The 16,855-nt window shown below is 66.7% G+C and carries 14 protein-coding genes; 13 read left to right on the top strand and 1 reads right to left on the bottom strand.

The window, feature by feature from the left end:
* Positions 1-42: 42 nt before the first annotated feature.
* From AC1DCU_RS04460 to AC1DCU_RS04405, 12 genes are all read left to right on the top strand, one after another.
* On the top strand, positions 43-999 hold the full coding sequence (locus AC1DCU_RS04460) for an acyl-CoA desaturase (protein WP_442251075.1): 957 nt from the start codon (positions 43-45) through the stop codon (positions 997-999).
* Between the two features lies 1 nt (position 1,000).
* Positions 1,001-2,278 carry an NAD(P)/FAD-dependent oxidoreductase gene (locus AC1DCU_RS04455; RefSeq protein WP_032974671.1) on the top strand — a complete coding sequence of 426 codons (1,278 nt, stop codon included), beginning with the start codon at positions 1,001-1,003 and terminating at the stop codon, positions 2,276-2,278.
* On the top strand, positions 2,275-3,042 hold the full coding sequence (locus AC1DCU_RS04450) for a DUF1365 domain-containing protein (protein ID WP_442251074.1): 768 nt from the start codon (positions 2,275-2,277) through the stop codon (positions 3,040-3,042). The genes AC1DCU_RS04455 and AC1DCU_RS04450 overlap by 4 nt, the downstream gene beginning before the upstream one ends.
* Positions 3,039-4,304, top strand: a complete 1,266-nt coding sequence (locus tag AC1DCU_RS04445) for an SAM-dependent methyltransferase (protein WP_080148696.1) — start codon at positions 3,039-3,041, stop codon at positions 4,302-4,304. The genes AC1DCU_RS04450 and AC1DCU_RS04445 overlap by 4 nt, the downstream gene beginning before the upstream one ends.
* Position 4,305: 1 nt before the next feature.
* Positions 4,306-4,848 (top strand): DUF2878 domain-containing protein, encoded by a 543-nt coding sequence (locus tag AC1DCU_RS04440; protein ID WP_025874468.1) that lies wholly within the window; start codon positions 4,306-4,308, stop codon positions 4,846-4,848.
* Complete coding sequence (locus AC1DCU_RS04435; RefSeq protein ID WP_442251072.1) at positions 4,848-5,624, top strand: DUF1295 domain-containing protein; 777 nt, start codon at positions 4,848-4,850, stop codon at positions 5,622-5,624. The genes AC1DCU_RS04440 and AC1DCU_RS04435 overlap by 1 nt, the downstream gene beginning before the upstream one ends.
* Positions 5,625-5,629: 5 nt before the next feature.
* A complete protein-coding gene (locus tag AC1DCU_RS04430) occupies positions 5,630-6,706 on the top strand; it encodes an SAM-dependent methyltransferase (protein WP_080148694.1) in 1,077 nt (358 codons plus the stop codon).
* Positions 6,707-6,720: 14 nt separating this feature from the next.
* Positions 6,721-7,254, top strand: a complete 534-nt coding sequence (locus AC1DCU_RS04425) for a lipocalin family protein (protein ID WP_032974662.1) — start codon at positions 6,721-6,723, stop codon at positions 7,252-7,254.
* 201 nt (positions 7,255-7,455) lie between these two features.
* Positions 7,456-9,894 (top strand): aminotransferase class V-fold PLP-dependent enzyme, encoded by a 2,439-nt coding sequence (locus AC1DCU_RS04420; protein ID WP_313443861.1) that lies wholly within the window; start codon positions 7,456-7,458, stop codon positions 9,892-9,894.
* Between the two features lie 218 nt (positions 9,895-10,112).
* Entirely contained in the window at positions 10,113-11,261 is a 1,149-nt protein-coding gene (locus tag AC1DCU_RS04415; RefSeq protein WP_442251071.1) for an SPFH domain-containing protein, read from the top strand.
* Positions 11,262-11,285: 24 nt separating this feature from the next.
* Positions 11,286-12,635, top strand: coding sequence for a membrane protein (locus tag AC1DCU_RS04410; protein WP_032974658.1), 1,350 nt, complete (start codon positions 11,286-11,288; stop codon positions 12,633-12,635).
* Entirely contained in the window at positions 12,632-12,892 is a 261-nt protein-coding gene (locus tag AC1DCU_RS04405) for a hypothetical protein (protein WP_025874461.1), read from the top strand. Before AC1DCU_RS04410 ends, AC1DCU_RS04405 begins: the two co-directional genes overlap by 4 nt.
* A 91-nt stretch (positions 12,893-12,983) precedes the next feature.
* On the opposite strand, the gene AC1DCU_RS04400 is transcribed toward AC1DCU_RS04405, so the two are convergent.
* Positions 12,984-13,766: a CHAD domain-containing protein gene (locus tag AC1DCU_RS04400; protein WP_442251070.1), complete on the bottom strand. Its 783-nt coding sequence runs from the start codon at positions 13,764-13,766 to the stop codon at positions 12,984-12,986.
* Between the two features lie 158 nt (positions 13,767-13,924).
* Here AC1DCU_RS04400 and AC1DCU_RS04395 point away from each other — a divergent pair, with 158 nt between their 5' ends.
* Positions 13,925-16,720: a PAS domain-containing hybrid sensor histidine kinase/response regulator gene (locus AC1DCU_RS04395; protein ID WP_442251069.1), complete on the top strand. Its 2,796-nt coding sequence runs from the start codon at positions 13,925-13,927 to the stop codon at positions 16,718-16,720.
* Positions 16,721-16,855: the final 135 nt, after the last annotated feature.

The raw sequence follows: 16,855 nt of genomic DNA, 5'->3' as shown, positions 1-16,855 counted from the left end.
AACGCGTAGAGGTAGGCAATCGACTCCCTCGGGCTTCCGTCCATGGCATCCGCAGCGCCTCCACTCCGCAGACGTTCGCGCCTGTTGCGCACCTTCCAGCGCTGGTTCGACACCGATGCCGGAAGCGAAACGGCGATCGACGGCAGCCAGGGTGACCGCATCGACTGGCTGCGCGCCCTGCCCTTCGCGCTGCTGCACGTGGCCTGCCTCGGGGTGATCTGGGTGGGCGTGTCCTGGACAGCGGTTGCCGTCGCAGTGTTCCTGTACGCGATCAGGATGTTCGCCATCACCGCGTTCTATCACCGCTACTTCTCGCACCGGACGTTCGAGGCATCGCGCACCGTGCAGTTCGTGTTCGCGGTCATCGGCGCCGCCAGCGTGCAGCGTGGCCCGCTCTGGTGGGCAGCGCACCACCGCCACCACCACCGCCACGCCGATCAACCGCAGGACCCGCATTCCCCGCGCCAGGGCGGGTTCTGGCGCAGCCATATGGGTTGGTTCCTCACCCGTAGCGCCTTTGCCACCGATCTGCAGCGCATTCCCGATCTGGCCCGCTACCCCGAGCTGCGCTGGCTGGACCGGTTCGACACCGTGGTTCCCGTGTTGCTGGCCGCTGCGCTGTATGGTGTGGGTGCGGTGCTCGAGCGTGTGGCACCGGGCCTGCATACCTCCGGCCCGCAGATGCTGGTCTGGGGCTTCTTCATCTCCACCGTGGTGTTGTTCCACGCCACGGTCACCATCAATTCGCTGGCGCACCGATTCGGCCGGCGCCGCTTCGAGACCCGTGATGACAGCCGCAACAACCTCTGGCTGGCGCTGCTGACCTTCGGCGAAGGCTGGCACAACAACCATCACTTCTTTCCCGGCACCGCCCGCCAGGGCTTCCGCTGGTGGGAGATCGACATCAGCTGGTATGGCCTGCGCGCAATGGCTGCGCTGGGCCTGGTGAAGGGCCTCAAGCCGATCCCGGCCTGGGTACTGGCCAAGGCGAGGCACTGACATGCGTATCGCGGTCATCGGTTCCGGAATCGCGGGTCTGGCCAGTGCGTGGTGGCTGGACGGCGAGCATGACGTCACCCTGTTCGAGGCCAACGACTACCTGGGCGGCCACACCCACACCCACGAGGTGACGGTGGACGGCCGCAGGATGGCGGTCGACACCGGGTTCATCGTCTTCAATCCGCACCATTACCCGCTGCTGTCGGCGTTGTTCGACGAACTGGGCGTGGACTCGCAGCCCACCACGATGAGTTTCTCGATGCACAGCGAGCGCAGCGGCGTGGAGTACAACGCCACATCGCTCGATGGCCTGTTCTGCCAGCGCCGCAACCTGCTCTCGCCGCGTTTCTGGGGAATGCTGGCCGACCTGCGGCGCTTCTATCGCGACGCGCCCCTGTTGCTGGGCGAGGAGCAGGGCCCGACGCTGGGCCAGTACCTGCACAGCCAGCGCTATGGCGAAGCGTTCGTGCAGGAGCATCTGCTGCCGATGGCCTCGGCGTTGTGGTCCTCGCCGACCGCGCAGGTGCTGGACTTCCCGGCCCGTTACCTGGTGCAGTTCATGGCCAATCACCAGATGCTGCAGATGACCGGGCGCGCGCCCTGGCGCGTGGTCAAGGGCGGCTCGGCGCGCTACGTGGACGCCCTGCGTGCGCGCTGGCGGGTGCACGAGCGGCTGGAATGCCCGGTACACGCGGTCGAACGCATGCCCTGGGGGGCACGCGTACACACCGCAACCGGCATTGAAGGCTTCGATGAAGTGATCCTGGCCTGCCATAGCGACCAGGCCCTTGCCCTGCTGGCCGACGCCGATCCTGTCGAGCATGCGGTGCTCGGCGCGATCCGCTACCAACCCAACGAGGCCGTACTGCACACCGACGCCTCCTTGCTGCCCGCCAACCGCAAGGCGTGGGCGGCCTGGAACGCGCATGTACCGCGCGACCCCACCGCACCCTGCACGGTCAGCTACTGCATGAACCTGTTGCAGGGGCTGCCCGGTGATACGCCGCTGGTGGTGACCCTCAACCGCAGCGAGGCCATCGATCCGGCCAAGGTGCTGCGCCGTCTGCAGTACGCGCATCCGGTGCATGATCCGGCTGCGGTGGACGCGCAGCGGCGCTGGGCCGAACTGCAGGGCCGGCGGCACACCTGGTTTGCGGGTGCGTATTGGGGCTGGGGCTTCCACGAAGATGGAATCCGCAGTGCCCGCCGCGTAGTGGATGCGCTGCAACTGCGCAATGCCGGCGCGCCGCCTCCCCTGCAGGTGGAGGTGGCCGCGTGAGCGCCAGCGCCCTCTACTTCGGGCAGGTGGTGCACCGCCGGCACCATCCGCATCCGCATGCCTTCCGCTACCCCATCGCGCAGCTGCTGCTGGACCTGGACGAGTTGGACCAGGTATTTGCCGGGCGCTGGCTGTGGTCGGTCGGGCGCCGCAACCTGGCAGAGTTCCGCCGCAGCGACTATCTCGGCGATCCCAGGACATCACTTGCAGACGCCGTGCGTGACCATGCCGCGACCGTGCTGGGGCGGCGCCCGGACGGCCCGGTGCGGCTGTTGGCGCACCTGCGCTTCGGTGGCCACGTGTTCAATCCGGTCAGCTTCTACTACTGCTACCGGGCCGACGGCAGCACCCTGGACTGCATCGTCGCCGACATCACCAACACACCGTGGAAGGAACGGCACGCCTATGTGCTGCCTGTTGAAAGTGCACAGCCACAGGGGCGCGCCCTGCGCTGGCAGTTCGACAAAGCCTTCCACGTTTCCCCCTTCATGCCGATGGATTGCCGCTATGACTGGCGCTTCACCGCGCCCGGCGATGACCTGCGCGTGCATATGCAGGTCTGGCGCGACGGTGTCCGGCAGTTCGATGCCACCCAGGCCATGCAGCGACGCCCGCTTGATGGCCGCGGCCTGGCCCGGGTACTGGCGTTCTACCCGTTGATGACCGTGCAGGTGGTAGCCGCCATCCACTGGCAGGCACTGCTCCTGTGGCTGAAGCGCAATCCCGTGCATGACCACCCCGCTCTTGCCGAGAAACCGCGATGAACGAGCTGAATCCTTCCGTTGCCCTGCCCCGCCCCGGCGCGGTGGACGTATTCCTGCGCCGGAGGCTGCTGGCGGTACTGGCGCCGCTGCGCGAAGGCGGGCTGCGGGTACGCGACCCCTTGGGCGAGGTCATCCTCGGTGATCGTGCGGGCGCACTGCAGGCCACGGTGACCATCAGCGATATGGCGTTCTACCGCAAGGTGGCCGCGCAGGGCAGCGTCGGCGCGGGTGAAAGCTACATCCACGGCGATTGGCACTGCGATGACCTGGTGGCCCTGGTGCGGCTGCTGGTACGCAACCGCGACCTGCTGGATGGCATGGAACGCGGGCCGGCGCGGATCGGTGGCTGGCTGCTGCGCGGCTGGAACCGCCTGCGGCGCAACAGCCGCGAAGGCAGTCGCCGCAACATCGCCGCCCACTACGATCTGGGCAATGACTTCTTCGCGCTGTTCCTGTCGCCGGACCTGATGTACTCCTCGGCGGTGTTCAGCGATGCCGGCGACTCGCTGGAAACCGCCTCGCGCCGCAAGCTGGACCGCATCTGCCAGCAGCTGCAGCTGCAGCCCGGTGATCGCGTCGTCGAGATCGGTACCGGCTGGGGCGGGTTCGCCCTGCATGCCGCCCAGCACTACGGCTGTCATGTGACCACCACCACCATCTCCGCCGAACAGCACGCGCTTGCCGCCCAGCGTGTGGCCGAGGCGGGCCTGCAGGAGCGTGTGACCCTGCTGATGCAGGACTACCGTGATCTGCAGGGCCAGTTCGACAAGCTGGTGTCGATCGAGATGATCGAGGCCATCGGTGCCGAGTATCTGGACACCTACATGGCCACCCTGCAGCGGCTGCTGAAGCCCGATGGCGTGGCCCTGCTGCAGGCCATCACCATCGAGGACCAGCGCTATGAGCAGGCGCGTCGCAGCGTGGACTACATCAAGCGCTTCGTGTTTCCCGGCAGTTTCATCCCCTCGATCAACGCCATCCTGGCCGCCAAGACCCGGGCCTGCGACCTGCAGCTGATCGCCCAGCAGGATTTCGGCCACTCCTATGCCCTCACCCTGCGCGCCTGGCGGCAGCGCTTCCTCGCGCAGTTGCCGGCGGTACGTGCGCAGGGTTTCGATGACCGCTTCTGCAGGCTGTGGGAGTTCTATCTGGCCTACTGCGAGGGCGGCTTCCTCGAGCGCTCGATCGGCGTGTCCCATCTGCTGCTGGCACGCCCGGGCTACCGTCCCGAGACGGACGTCCATGGCCAACGGGCCGGCTGACATGCGCCGCACCTGGGTCAACGTAATCGGCAACCAGCTGGTATGGCTGTGCGCCGTTGCCGGAGCCGGCCGCGGCTGGCAATGGCCGGCCCTGCTGTCGGCCACACTCTATGTCGGCAGCCAGTTGCTTGCCTCGACGCGGCCACGCCTGGAGCTGCGCCTGCTGTTGCTCGCGCTGGGGTGTGCCTGGCTGGTGGATGGCAGCGCTGCAGCCAGCGGTGCTGTGCAGTACGCCGCCGCACCGCTTGGATGGGTGCCGCCACCGTGGATTTTCGCGCTGTGGGCGGCCTTTGCGATGACCCTGACGGCGTCGATGGCGTTTCTGCAGCGGCACTGGATGCTGCCGGTGGCCCTGGGCCTGCTGGCGCCGCTGGCGTATCTGTCCGCGGCGCGGGGTTTCCAGGCCGTACATTTCACCGCCCCGGCCTGGCTGGGCGTGGCAACACTGGCGCTGGGCTGGTGCGTGGCACTGTCGCTGCTGTGCGCCGTCGCCCGTCGCGGAACGCCCAGCAATCGTGACACCCCATTGATCGGAGCAGCCTGATGAGCATTCTGTGGTGGGTACTGCTGTACGCCGTGCTGATCATGGCCTGGGGTTGGACCTGGCAGCGCAGGCAGCGCAACATCGGCATCGTCGATGTCCTGTGGGCAAAGGGCGTGGCGGCAGGCGCGCTGCTGCTTGCATGGCTGGGCGATGGCGCGCTGCAGCCACGCATCGCACTGGCCGTGCTCGGTGGCCTGTGGGGAAGTCGTCTCGCCCTGCATCTGTGGCGCCGCGTACGCAGCGAGGAAGAAGACGGTCGCTACCGCTATCTGCGCGAACACTGGCACGGCCACCAGGGCAGGATCTTCGGCTTCTTCATGGCGCAGGCGCTGTTGGTGGTGCTGTTTGCGCTGCCGTTCACGGCCGTGGCCGGCAATCCCCACAGCGACATGCCTGGCTGGATCGCAGCGGCGGTCGTCGTGTGGCTGCTCAGCGTGGGCGGCGAAGCACTGGCCGACCGTCAGCTGGCACGCTTCCGCGCCGACCCGGCAAACAGGGGCCGGACCTGCCGCCAAGGACTGTGGCGGTACACGCGCCATCCCAATTACTTCTTCGAGTGGCTTCACTGGTTCACCTATGTACTGCTGGCAGCCGGCTCACCCTTGTGGTGGCTGGCCTGGTCCGGGCCGGTGCTGATGTACGTGTTCCTGCGCTACCTCAGTGGCGTTCCCTTCACCGAGAAACAGGCGCTGCGCAGTCGAGGCGATGACTATCGCGACTTCCAGCGCAGTACCCCGATGTTCTTCCCCTGGTTTCCGCGCAGCCCCAAGGAGTGATCCCGATGAACAGCACCCCGTCCCTTGCTCCGGTTGCCGATACGGAAGCCGGCCTTACCGGCTGGGCCGAGCGTGGCTGGCTGCCCGATGCGGCGCTGCGCGCGGGCATACGCCGCCTGTGTGCGCAACGCCTGGCCGAGGAGTCGAGCGGCAGCATGGAGGAGCAGGCCCAGCGCTTCAGCCGCCGTATCGCCGAGCTCGCTGGCAGCCCACTGGCACTGCACGTGGATGCGGCCAACCGCCAGCATTACGAGGTGCCTGCCGCCTTCTTCCAGGGCTGCCTGGGGCATCGCCTGAAGTACAGCAGCTGCTACTACCGCACCGGCCGCGAGACGCTGGACCAAGCCGAGGATGCGATGCTGGAGCTGTACGGGCAGCGCGCCGGATTGGCCGACGGCCAGGCCATTCTTGAGCTGGGCTGCGGCTGGGGCTCGCTGACGCTGTGGATGGCCGAGCGCTACCCGAACGCGCGCATCACCGCCGTGTCCAACTCGCACAGCCAGCGCAGCCATATCCTGGCGCAGTGCGAGGCGCGCGGGTTCGGCAACGTCGAGGTACTCACCCGGGACGTCAACCAGCTGGACCTGCCTGCCGCTGCATTTGATCGCTGCGTGTCGGTGGAGATGTTCGAGCATGTCCGCAACTACGACCGCCTGCTGGGCCGCATTGCCCGCTGGCTGAAGCCGGACGGTGCGCTGTTCGTACACATTTTCGCCCATCGCACGCTGATGTATCCGTTCGAGACCGAGGGCGACGACAACTGGATGGGCCGGCATTTCTTCACCGGCGGCCTGATGCCGGCAGCGGACACGCTGCTGCACTTCCAGCGCGACCTGGTGCTGGACCAGCGCTGGCTGCTGGACGGCACGCACTACCAGCGCACGGCCAACCATTGGCTGGCCAACCAGGATGCTGCCCGTGAACAGCTGCTGCCCGTGCTGGCACAGACCTATGGCGACGAAGCGGCGGCACGCATCTGGTGGCAGCGCTGGCGCATGTTCTGGATGGCCTGCGCCGAATTGTTCGGCTACGACGACGGCCAGCAATGGCTGGTCGCCCACTACCTGTTCCGCCCGCGTTGAAGGAGACCGCCCGCATGCGTATCGCATCGCTGTTCCCGCTGCTGGCCGTTGCCCTGTTCGGCGCAGGCTGCAGCAGCCACGACACCCGCCCCATCCCGCTGCCTCCGAAGGTGGACGTGCCGCGCTTCATGGGCGACTGGTATGTCATCGCCCATATTCCGTCCCGGCCCGAGCGCGAGGCCTTCGACGCGGTGGAAAGCTACGCGCTGCAGGCCGATGGCCGCATCCAGACCACTTTCACCTATCGCAAGGGCAGCTTCCAGTCGCCACAGAAGTCGATGCACCCAGTGGGCCGTGTGGAAAAACACGGCAATGGTGCGGTCTGGGGAATGCAGTTCATCTGGCCCATCCAGGCCGAATACCTGATTGCCTGGCTGGATGAGGGCTACACCCAGACCATCGTGGCCCGCAGCAAGCGTGACTACGTGTGGTACATGGCGCGCACGCCGCAGGTGAGCGAGGCGGACTACCAGCAGGCGGTCGCCCGCATCCAGGCAATGGGCTACGACACCGGCAAGCTGCGCCGTGTGCCGCAGTCGGTGCGCTGAGCCCGCGCGAAGTGATGTTGCAGAACAGAATGACGCTAGCGCCGAATCGGCCGTTGCCCCATGAATGGGGGAATATAGGGCTGCCCGGCCTTTCACGGATTATCAATCCCGCTTTATGTGATTAATATCACTTAAAGACATTTACTCCCATGCAATAAAGGCGGCGAAGATTCACCGGCCTCCGGCCACAGGGAGCGTGCCATGCAGGATGTCTCGCCGCATCAGTGCAAGGTTGTATCCGAACGGAAATGGTCGCTCAGCACGTTCATGGAGTTCTATGAGCGCGTACTGAGCCAGCGCATTTTCGGTCCCTACGGAAAGCTGCTGGCCGAGGAGATCGCTGGCGACATCCGGGCCGGTTTCAACGCGTCCGACGTCCTGGAGGTCGCCTGCGGCACCGGGGTCATCACCGCAAACCTTTACCAGCACCTGAGCAGGCCGCTCGGCCTACGGTTGGTCGCCACCGATCTCTCAGCGATCGCCGTGAACGTGGCACGCAGCGTGCTGAGCGATGAGGTGCAGCGCAACGTGCCCCTCCTTGCCGATGTGGACATGGCGGAGCTGCCCTTCGCCGACGCCAGCTTCGACGTCATCGTCTGCGGGTTCGGCCTGATGTTCCCGCCGGACAAGGCCCGCGTCGCCCGCGAGTTCAGGCGCGTGCTCCGCCCTGGCGGACGGGTCTACGCCACGGCATTCCACTACAACCAGCTGTTCGAGCTGGCCCGCGAGCAGTCACGGCAGCACTTCGGCATGCCCTCCCGGCTGATGGATGCGGCCCTGAGCCTGACCGACCCGTCGCCCATCACACGGGCGTTCGCGATCGAAGGACTTTCCCCACGCGAGGGCGAGATGGCTGAACTGCGGCCCCTCGCGTTTGCCATGGGCGACGCCGATGTGCGCGAGTTCCTGTTCAACGCCTGCATCCTTCTGGAGGAGTTCAACCAGTGCGACGCCCCCAGCAGGGAACGCTATCTGGACGCGATGCTGGACGCCGTCCATGCAGCAGTGCCAGACCGGCGTTACCAGGTGGAAGCCTGGTTGCTGCGCGGCTGTGTCGATGCTGCACACACTCCTGCGCAGGCCGCCCTCCGGGCACCGGATTTCTCACCCCTGCTGGCGTTCCACCTGCCACTGCAGCAGGATGCGCGCGCGATGCGCGGCTTCGAAAGCGCTCGCGCACGGTTCCTCGCCGACCACCCCGATTATCCCCATGATCAGGTCGAGGCCATGCGCCAGCAGGAGTATGCGCGGCTGGATGAGCAACAGGTGACCTATCTGGATCACGTGGGCGGAACATTGCCACCCGACAGCCTGCTTGAGCAGGATTACCAGGCACTCAAGCGGACGATTCTCGGCAATCCGCACAGCGGATCGAAAGCATCCCAGGACGCACTCCATGGGGCGTGTGAACAGATCCACGCCTTCTTCGGAACCACGCCGGAGGAGTACGAAATACTGTTCACCGCCAATGCCAGCAGCGCAATCCGGTTGGTGGCCGAGTCATTCCCGTTCCAGGCCGGGTCGCAGGCTCTGCTGACCAAGGACAATCACACCTCGGTACACGGCTTGCGCGAGTACGCCACGGCGAAGGGCGCACAGGTGAAGTACATTCCGCTGGATGACGAGCTGCTGTTGCATGAAGGGCTGATGTGGCGCGCGTTGCAGCGGCTGCAGCCCGGCGCCCCGCATCTGCTCGCTTTTCCCGCGCAATCCAATGCGACCGGCGCCCGGCACGATCTGGCCTGGATCGAGCGGGCCCAGGCGCATGGCGCGACGGTGCTGTGTGACGCGGCGGCCCTGGTGCCGCAATACCGGCTTGACTGCGGCCGTCATCACCCCGATTTCGTGGTGGCGTCGTTCTACAAGATCTTCGGTTACCCCACCGGCGCCGGTTGCCTGCTCGCCCGGCGGGCCGCACTCGACCTGCTGAAACCGCCGTCGTTTGCCGGTGGTGGCGTGTGCTACTACTCCGGGCCATGGTCACCCACCGATCGCCTGCTGTACCGCGATGCGGGCCAGCGATTCGAAGTCGGCACGCCCAACTACGCCGCCTTCCCCGCCATCGCCAGAGGCTTTGAATTCGTGGCCGCGCTGGGCGGAGTGGAAGCGGTCGCGTTGCGCTCGCGTGCGTTGGCCGAGTGGCTGCAGGCGCAGCTGTCATCGCTTCGCCACCACATAGGCGGCGCGTTGCCGCTGTGCCAGATCTATGGCCCGCCCGCTGCGCAGCGGGGCGCGACGCTGATGCTGAACTTCTTCGACTGCTATGGCTCCATCCTGCCGCACGCCCGCATCAAGCGCGCCGCAGACCGGTTCGGCATCACCCTGCGCAATGGCTGCTTCTGCAACCTGGGCGCCGTCCAGCAGGCGACCTACGCGACCGCAGGCGCCGAGCACTGTGAGCTGGACAAGACCGGGAAGATTCTCGACTGCACCACATTCGACGAGAAGATCCTGGAGAAGGGTGATTGCGGTGCGGTCAGGATTTCGTTCGGGCTGGGATCGAATTTCACCGATGCGTATCGCTTCCTGCTGTTCGCCACCTGCCTGCTGGACACAGATGCTTCAGGCCTGGAATGTGTGATGGAGCAATCATCGGCACCGGCTCCGGAACCCCGGGTTGCCAGCACTGTGCAGGCTTGATCCGCTGCGGGGCCGTGCCCAGGCCGGACTGTCGCATTGCGGCGATGGGCTACGGAACGGGTGCCGCTGATCGGCCAGGCCTGATCAACCGCAGCCTGGCCTGTGACGCGAGATGAATGGGGGTACACCCAGCCGCTAGCCGCATGCAGCCTGCCTCCTCTATAGTCAGCCGAGCACGACAGGCGTGGTGCCTGTCCGGCAACTACAGGGAGTGGGTCATGGGTCTGGTACAAGCGGTGAAGGGTGCAGTCAGCGGTGTGCTGGCCGACCAGTGGAAGGACTTCTACACCGTGCCGACCGGCCTGCCGTCCACGGCAGCCCTGTTCGCGGCGGTGCCGCAGGGCACCAATGCCGGGCGCGGTTCGAACACCAGCGGCTCCTCCAACATCATCAGCAACGGTTCGAAGATCGTCGTGCCCGAGGGCTACGGCCTGCTGCTGTTCCAGGATGGCGCGATCACTGCCTTCGTGGCCGAGCCGGGTGGCTACGAGTGGCGTTCGGACGATCTGAACTCGCAGTCGATCTTCGCCGGCGACGGCCTGGTCAGCACCTTCATCAAGCAGAGCTGGGAGCGCTTCAAGTTCGGCGGCCAGCCGGGCTCGCAGCAGGCCGCCTTCTTTGTTTCGCTGAAGGAACTGCCGGACAACCGCTTCGGCACCCAGTCGGAAATCTACTGGGACGACGGTTTCCTCAACACCCAGGTAGGCGCGGTCACCCGTGGTTCGTACACGCTGAAGATCGTCGACCCGATCCTGTTCGTGAAGAACTTCGTTCCGGCCAGCTACCTGCGGCCGGGCCAGGTGTTCGACTTCACCGACCTGGACAATGCTGCTGCCAGCCAGCTGTTCAATGAAGTGGTGGGTTCGCTGGCGCCGGCGTTCAGCCTGTACACCAACGATCCGGGCAAGGGCAACCGCATCACCAAGCTGCAGCAGGATTCGCTGGGCTTTGCGCAGAGCCTGTCGGCCGCCGTCGAACAGGGCTACCAGTGGAAGTCCGATCGTGGCCTGGCCATCGTCAAGACCGCCATCGTCTCGATCGAGTACGACGCCAACACCCGCGAGCTGCTGAAGACCGTGCAGCGCGCCGATGCGCTGTCCGGCTCGCGTGGCAATTCCAACCTGCAGGCCAGCGTCGCCCAGGGCATCCAGTCCGCCGGTGAGAACGGCGGTGCCGCCGGGCTTGTCGGCGTGGGCATGGCATCGGGCATGTTCGGCGCGGGCAACCTGCAGCAGCCGGCAACCCCGGCCGCCCCTGCCGCCGACGATCCGGTGGCCAAGCTGAAGAAGGCCAAGGAAATGCTCGACCTGGGCCTGATCACCCAGACCGACTACGACGCGCTGAAGGCCAAGGCGCTGGGACTGTAAGAAGACGCAGGACGCGCAACCACCATGTCCGATCCCAGAAACACGCCTCCGCCGCTGCCCGGTTCCGCTTCAGCACCCCCGCCCCTGCCGGCGGCGGTGCTGGACGGCCCCGGTTCGCCGCAGGATGTCCCTCCCCTGCCCGGCAGCTTCCCGCTGGATACTTCCAAGCTGCCTGAGGCCATCCGCAACGAAGTCGAGGCGCCCGACCCGGTCGCCATCGACACCGCTGCGGCCGAACTGAAAGACGGCCTCAACCGCTGCCCCAAGTGCGGCGCCACCGACATACGGCCCAAGCTGGGCACCGACATCCTGGTCTGCCTGTACTGCCGTCACCAGTGGCATGGCGCGCGGGTGGAGGAGGAATTCGGGCTGGGCGAAGCCATCGACCAGCTGCGTGGCACCGTCATTGCATCGGGCGCACGCGATATCGATGCCGACACCTCGGCACTGATGACCTTCAAGTGCACCGGTTGCGGCGCCGAAGTCACGGTCAACACCGAAAGCACGATGACGGCGCGCTGCCACTGGTGCCGGCATGTGTTCGGCGTGAACGAACAGATCGCCAACGGCGCGGTGCCCGACGCCGTGCTGCCGTTCCATATCAAGAAGGAGGATGCGGTCGCGCGCATCCGCCAGTTCGTCGACAAGCGCCGGATGTTCGCGCTCAAGGCGTTCAAGGAACAGTTCACCCCGGAAAACGTGGTGGGCGTGTACCTGCCCTACATGATCGTCGACGGCAATGTCAGCGCAGCGGTGGCTGGCAAGGGTGAGATCAAGACCCGCGAGTACACCCGTGGCACCGAGAAGAACAAGCAGACCTACTACGACGCGGATATCTACCAGGTGGAACGCCAGGTCGATTTCACCGTGGACGACCTGCCGCTGGAATCCTCTGCCGAGCGCGGCAACCTGGACACGCGCGCCAACACCAACAACATCATCAACACGATTCTGCCGTTCGACACCAAGAACGCGGTGAAGTGGAACGCCTCGTACCTGGCCGGGTTCACTTCGGAAAAGCGCAACCTGGACGTCGAAAAGCTGCGGCCGCGCCTGGAAGACCAGCTGCTGTCGATCGCCCGCGCGCAGGTGGAAGGCACGGTGCGCCGTTACGACCGTGGCGTGCGCTGGGAACAGGAGCAACTGGAAGTGCACGGCACCCGCTGGGTGGCCATGTACCTGCCGGTGTGGCTGTATTCGTACCACCAGCCCGGCAGGAACGGCGGCATGCTGCACTACATCGCGGTGAACGGCCGGACCGGTGAAACCATGGGCAGCGTGCCGGTGCAGCAGTGGAAGATGCTGCTGGCGGCGCTGACCGCAGGTACGATCATCGAAGCCCTCGCAATTGCCTTCCTGGTGGCCAGCACATGAGTGATGACAGTGGTCTTTGGTTGTTGGCCGCAGGCCCGGCCGGCGCAACTGCGCTGTACTGGGCGCTGTACCGCTTCTACCGCAATACCGACAAATCGCATTCGTTCGAGCACGAGACCGAGATCGATGCCAAGCCGGTGACCGGCTCGGATCGCCGGGTCGATTCGATCTCGGGCACGCAGGAAAAGCGGATCCGCGGCGACAACGTGTATGAGTATCGAAAGCGGGTGGCGCGGGTGAGCAGCGGAGACGATTGAACGCTCCGCCAGCGCTTCGGGGGCTGGGGCCATCCCAGCCTTCGAAGCAAGCCGGAACGTCAGGTGGCCGTACGTCCCGATGCCCCTCGATTCAGTCCGGCGCCACCTCTCCGTTGATCTGCTGCATCACTGAGCGCTTGCCGTCACTGGCAGGCATCGCCCGCACCAGGTTGCGCAGCAGCCGCAGGTCCTGCTGCCGGCCAAGCTCGTCGCTGAGCCGATGCAGCGCCTTGTAACGATGCCCCGAGGCGTGCAGCGGCCTGCTGTGCGGCACGTGCAGCTGCAGGTCGCAGGCGATATCCAGCTGCATGCGCAGCCTGCGCACGCGTCGTCGCCAGCGGTGGTCCGCCGCGGCACCGCCGTCGCGTTTCGCCCGTGCGGCAGCCTTGTCCACGCGGCGCCGGCTACGCTCAAGATTCTGGCGCAGCGGGCCACGCCGCAGCTGATGCCAGGGTTGGACCGCCAACTGCTGCTGCACCGCTGCCAGGACACGCAGGCGGCGTGCAAACCCCGGGTCACGCTGCAGGGTCGCCTGCAGCAGGCCCTCACGACGCAGGACCAGCATCCGGATGACGCCTTTCCATCGCGGATCGGCAACCCGCTCCTGCAGTTGCCGGGCGACCTCGACCACCACATGCGCATCACGGAGGCGGGACAGGCCATCACCCAGGCGCTTCAATCTCAGGTCGGCAGCCTCGACGTCCAGCGCTGCGTGCTCCAGCAGCGCCAACAGGGACCGCAATCGGCGGATGGCCTTGCGCGCGGAATGGATGGCCGGGTGCGGGTCGGATGCCGACGACAACGCCGCAGCGATCGCGGCACACTCATGCAGCGCTCTCTGGCGAAAGGCCTCGCCGGCTTCTGCTGCGGACATCGATGTTCCCTGCCGGGATGGGAGCCGCAGTGTAGCCTGCTCCCCGTCGGGCACCGGCACCACGCAGCCGTGACGCGGCGCTGCCTAGACTTGCGCCCCTTCGCCCGTGCTGATCCCGCCACGCTGGCGCAGCACCCCTCCTCCCGCTCGAGATCAACGTGACGTCCCTGCCCTCATTTGCCACCCGCGACAGCCGGGCCACCGACAGCGTCAACATGGCACTGGCCGCCGGGGCCATCGTCGGCACCTGGTTCTGGGACGTCCAGGCCGACCAGCTCACGGTCGATGAAGCCCTGGCCCGCGCCTTCGGCCTGGACCCGGCAATGGCGCAGCGGAAACTGCACCTGCAGGACGTACTGGGCGCCGTGCATCCCGATGACCTGCCCGCACTGTCGGCGGCGATTGAGCAGACCGTGCAGACGGGCGGGCGCTTTGCCCACCAGTACCGCGCGCGCGCCACCGATGGCAGCTATCACTGGCTGGAAAGCATCGGCAGGGTCGATATGGACGCCCAGGGCCGCGCGCTGGGTTTCCCGGGCGTGCTGATCGACATCGATGAGCGCCTGCGCGTCGAGGCCGAGCGCGACCAGGCGCAGGCGCTGCTGCGCTCGTTCGTGGAGGCTGCACCGGGCGTGATGTATGCCAAGGATCGGCAAGGCCGGCTGCTGATCGGCAACCACGGCACCACCGAGCTGATCGGCCTGCCGCCGGGAGAATATATCGGGCGCACCGATGCCGAGCTGTTGGGCGACCCCGCCCAGGCGGCGTCGGTGATGGCGACCGACGAGCGCATCATGTCCAGCGGCAACAGCGAGCAGCTGGAGGAGGAAGTGAGCTTCCCCGATGGTCGCCGGGCCTGGTGGCTGTCGACCAAATCGCCGCTGCGCGACGCCGATGGCGCCGTGATCGGCCTGGTCGGTACGTCGCTGGACATCACCGACCGCAAGGCGGCCGAAGCCGAGCGTCGTGATATCGAAGAACGCTACCGGCTGGCCGCACAGGCCACCAACGATGCCATCTGGGATTGGCGCATCGCCGATGGCCAGGTGATCTGGAACGAAGCGCTGGCCAGCCTGTTCGGCCACACGGAGAAGAACACGACCGCGCAATGGTGGCTGCAGCACATCCACCCCGATGACCGCGCGCGCATCGATCACGGCATCCACGCCGTGATCGACGGGAACGGCAGCGGCTGGACGGACGAGTACCGTTTCCAGCGCGCGGATGGCAGTTATGCGTCGGTGCTGGATCGCGGAACGGTCCTGCGCGACGCCGATGGCACCCCGCTGCGGATGATCGGGGCCATGCTGGATCTCTCCGGGCGGAAGGCCGCCGAAGCGGCGCTGGCCGACAGCGAAGAGCGCCTGCGGCTGGCCACCGAAGCAGGCGAGCAAGGGTTCTGGGACGTGGACATGGTGCAGGACGTGCTGATCTGGCCGGCGCGCACCAAGGCCATGTTCGGCATCTCCGCCGGTGCGCTGGTGACCATGGACGACTTCCGTGCCGGGCTGCACCCGGACGACCGCGCGGCAACCCTGGCCGCGTTCGCCGCCGCCTGCGATCCCGAGCGGCGCGAGACCTATGACGTGGAGTACCGCACCGTCGGCAAGGAGGATGGCATCGTCCGCTGGGTCGCCGCCAAGGGCCGCGGCATCTTCGAGTTCGGCAGGTGCGTGCGCGTGCTGGGCGTGGCCATCGACATCACCGCGCGGAAGGCCGCCGACGCGCGCCTGCAGGAGCTGAACGGGCAGCTGGAGGCACGTGTTCGGGCCGAAGTCGCCGAGCGCCTGCGGGTGGAAGAGGCGCTTCGGCAGAGCCGCAAGATGGAGGCGGTGGGCCAGCTGACCGGAGGTATCGCCCACGACTTCAACAACATGCTGGCGACGGTGATCGGGCCGCTCGACCTGCTGGCGCTGCGCCTCGGCGACAGCGACGCGCGCGCCAGCCGGTACATTGAAATGGCCCTTGATGGCGCGCAGCGCGCCGCCCAGCTGACCCAGCGCCTGCTTGCGTTCTCGCGCCAGCAACCGCTGCAGCCGGTGGCGATGGATGCCAACCGCCTGGTGGCCGGCATGACCGACCTGCTGGTGCATTCCCTTGGCAGCAGCATCATCCTTGAAACCGCACTCGGCGCGGGCCTGTGGTGGACCCATGCCGACGCCAACCAGCTGGAGAACGTGGTCCTGAACCTGGCGGTCAACGCGCGCGATGCGATGCCCTCCGGCGGCCGATTGAAGATCGAGACCCGCAACCAGCGCGTCGACCTCGACACCGCATCGGCGCATGCGGGCGTGCCTGCAGGGGACTACGTCGTGATCGCGGTGACCGACGACGGCAACGGGATGACGCCGGAGGTGATGGCGCGCGCGTTCGATCCGTTCTTCACCACCAAGCAGGTCGGCCAGGGCACCGGGCTCGGGCTGTCGCAGGTGTATGGCTTCGTCCAGCAATCGGCCGGGCATGTGAAACTCGATTCCGCGCCCGGCAAAGGGACGCGGGTACAGGTCTACCTGCCGCGGCTGCTGGCCGACGTCGACATGCCCGCTGCCGCATCGGATGACGATGCGCCGGCCCTGCACGGCGGGCGCGAGCACATTCTCGTCGTGGACGATGATGCGGCCGTCCGCGCGTTCTCGGTCGATGCCCTCACTGAACTCGGCTATCGGGTACTGGCCGCAGATGGCGCCGCCAGCGCCTTGGCGCTGCTGCAGGCCCATCCAGAGGTCGCGCTGTTGTTTACCGACGTGGTGATGCCCGAGGTCAATGGACGGCAGCTGGCCGAGCAGGCACGTGCGCGCCATCCGCAGCTGAAGGTGCTGTTCGCCACCGGCAACAGCCGCAACGCGCTGGTCGACAACAACGTGCTGGATGCGCAGGTTCACTTGATCGGCAAACCGTTCACCATCGGCGAACTGGCCTCGCGGGTAAGGATCGCGCTGGCCGGCGATGGCTGAAGGCCGCCACGCAGGTTGCGCCGCAGCCGGCAGCGGATGAATGCGCGACCGGGTCATGCTTCACCGCATGCCTACCGCGGCACCGCCATGCTGTCCCGGCATTGAATCCGCCAGCCAGCCTGCCGCAGCCAGCGA

The organism is Stenotrophomonas sp. 10L48 (assembly GCF_056395105.1).
Note: the sequence above shows the minus strand (reverse complement) of the source record. Positions and strands in the feature narration are given on the sequence as shown.

Coding starts and splice junctions, on each gene's coding strand:
- AC1DCU_RS04435 (WP_442251072.1), top strand. CDS start 4,848: ATGAGCATTCTGTGGTGGGTACTGCTGTACGCCGTGCTGATCATGGCC.
- AC1DCU_RS04400 (WP_442251070.1), bottom strand. CDS start 13,766: ATGTCCGCAGCAGAAGCCGGCGAGGCCTTTCGCCAGAGAGCGCTGCAT.
- AC1DCU_RS04430 (WP_080148694.1), top strand. CDS start 5,630: ATGAACAGCACCCCGTCCCTTGCTCCGGTTGCCGATACGGAAGCCGGC.
- AC1DCU_RS04420 (WP_313443861.1), top strand. CDS start 7,456: ATGCAGGATGTCTCGCCGCATCAGTGCAAGGTTGTATCCGAACGGAAA.
- AC1DCU_RS04440 (WP_025874468.1), top strand. CDS start 4,306: ATGCGCCGCACCTGGGTCAACGTAATCGGCAACCAGCTGGTATGGCTG.
- AC1DCU_RS04415 (WP_442251071.1), top strand. CDS start 10,113: ATGGGTCTGGTACAAGCGGTGAAGGGTGCAGTCAGCGGTGTGCTGGCC.
- AC1DCU_RS04405 (WP_025874461.1), top strand. CDS start 12,632: ATGAGTGATGACAGTGGTCTTTGGTTGTTGGCCGCAGGCCCGGCCGGC.
- AC1DCU_RS04425 (WP_032974662.1), top strand. CDS start 6,721: ATGCGTATCGCATCGCTGTTCCCGCTGCTGGCCGTTGCCCTGTTCGGC.
- AC1DCU_RS04445 (WP_080148696.1), top strand. CDS start 3,039: ATGAACGAGCTGAATCCTTCCGTTGCCCTGCCCCGCCCCGGCGCGGTG.
- AC1DCU_RS04410 (WP_032974658.1), top strand. CDS start 11,286: ATGTCCGATCCCAGAAACACGCCTCCGCCGCTGCCCGGTTCCGCTTCA.
- AC1DCU_RS04455 (WP_032974671.1), top strand. CDS start 1,001: ATGCGTATCGCGGTCATCGGTTCCGGAATCGCGGGTCTGGCCAGTGCG.
- AC1DCU_RS04460 (WP_442251075.1), top strand. CDS start 43: ATGGCATCCGCAGCGCCTCCACTCCGCAGACGTTCGCGCCTGTTGCGC.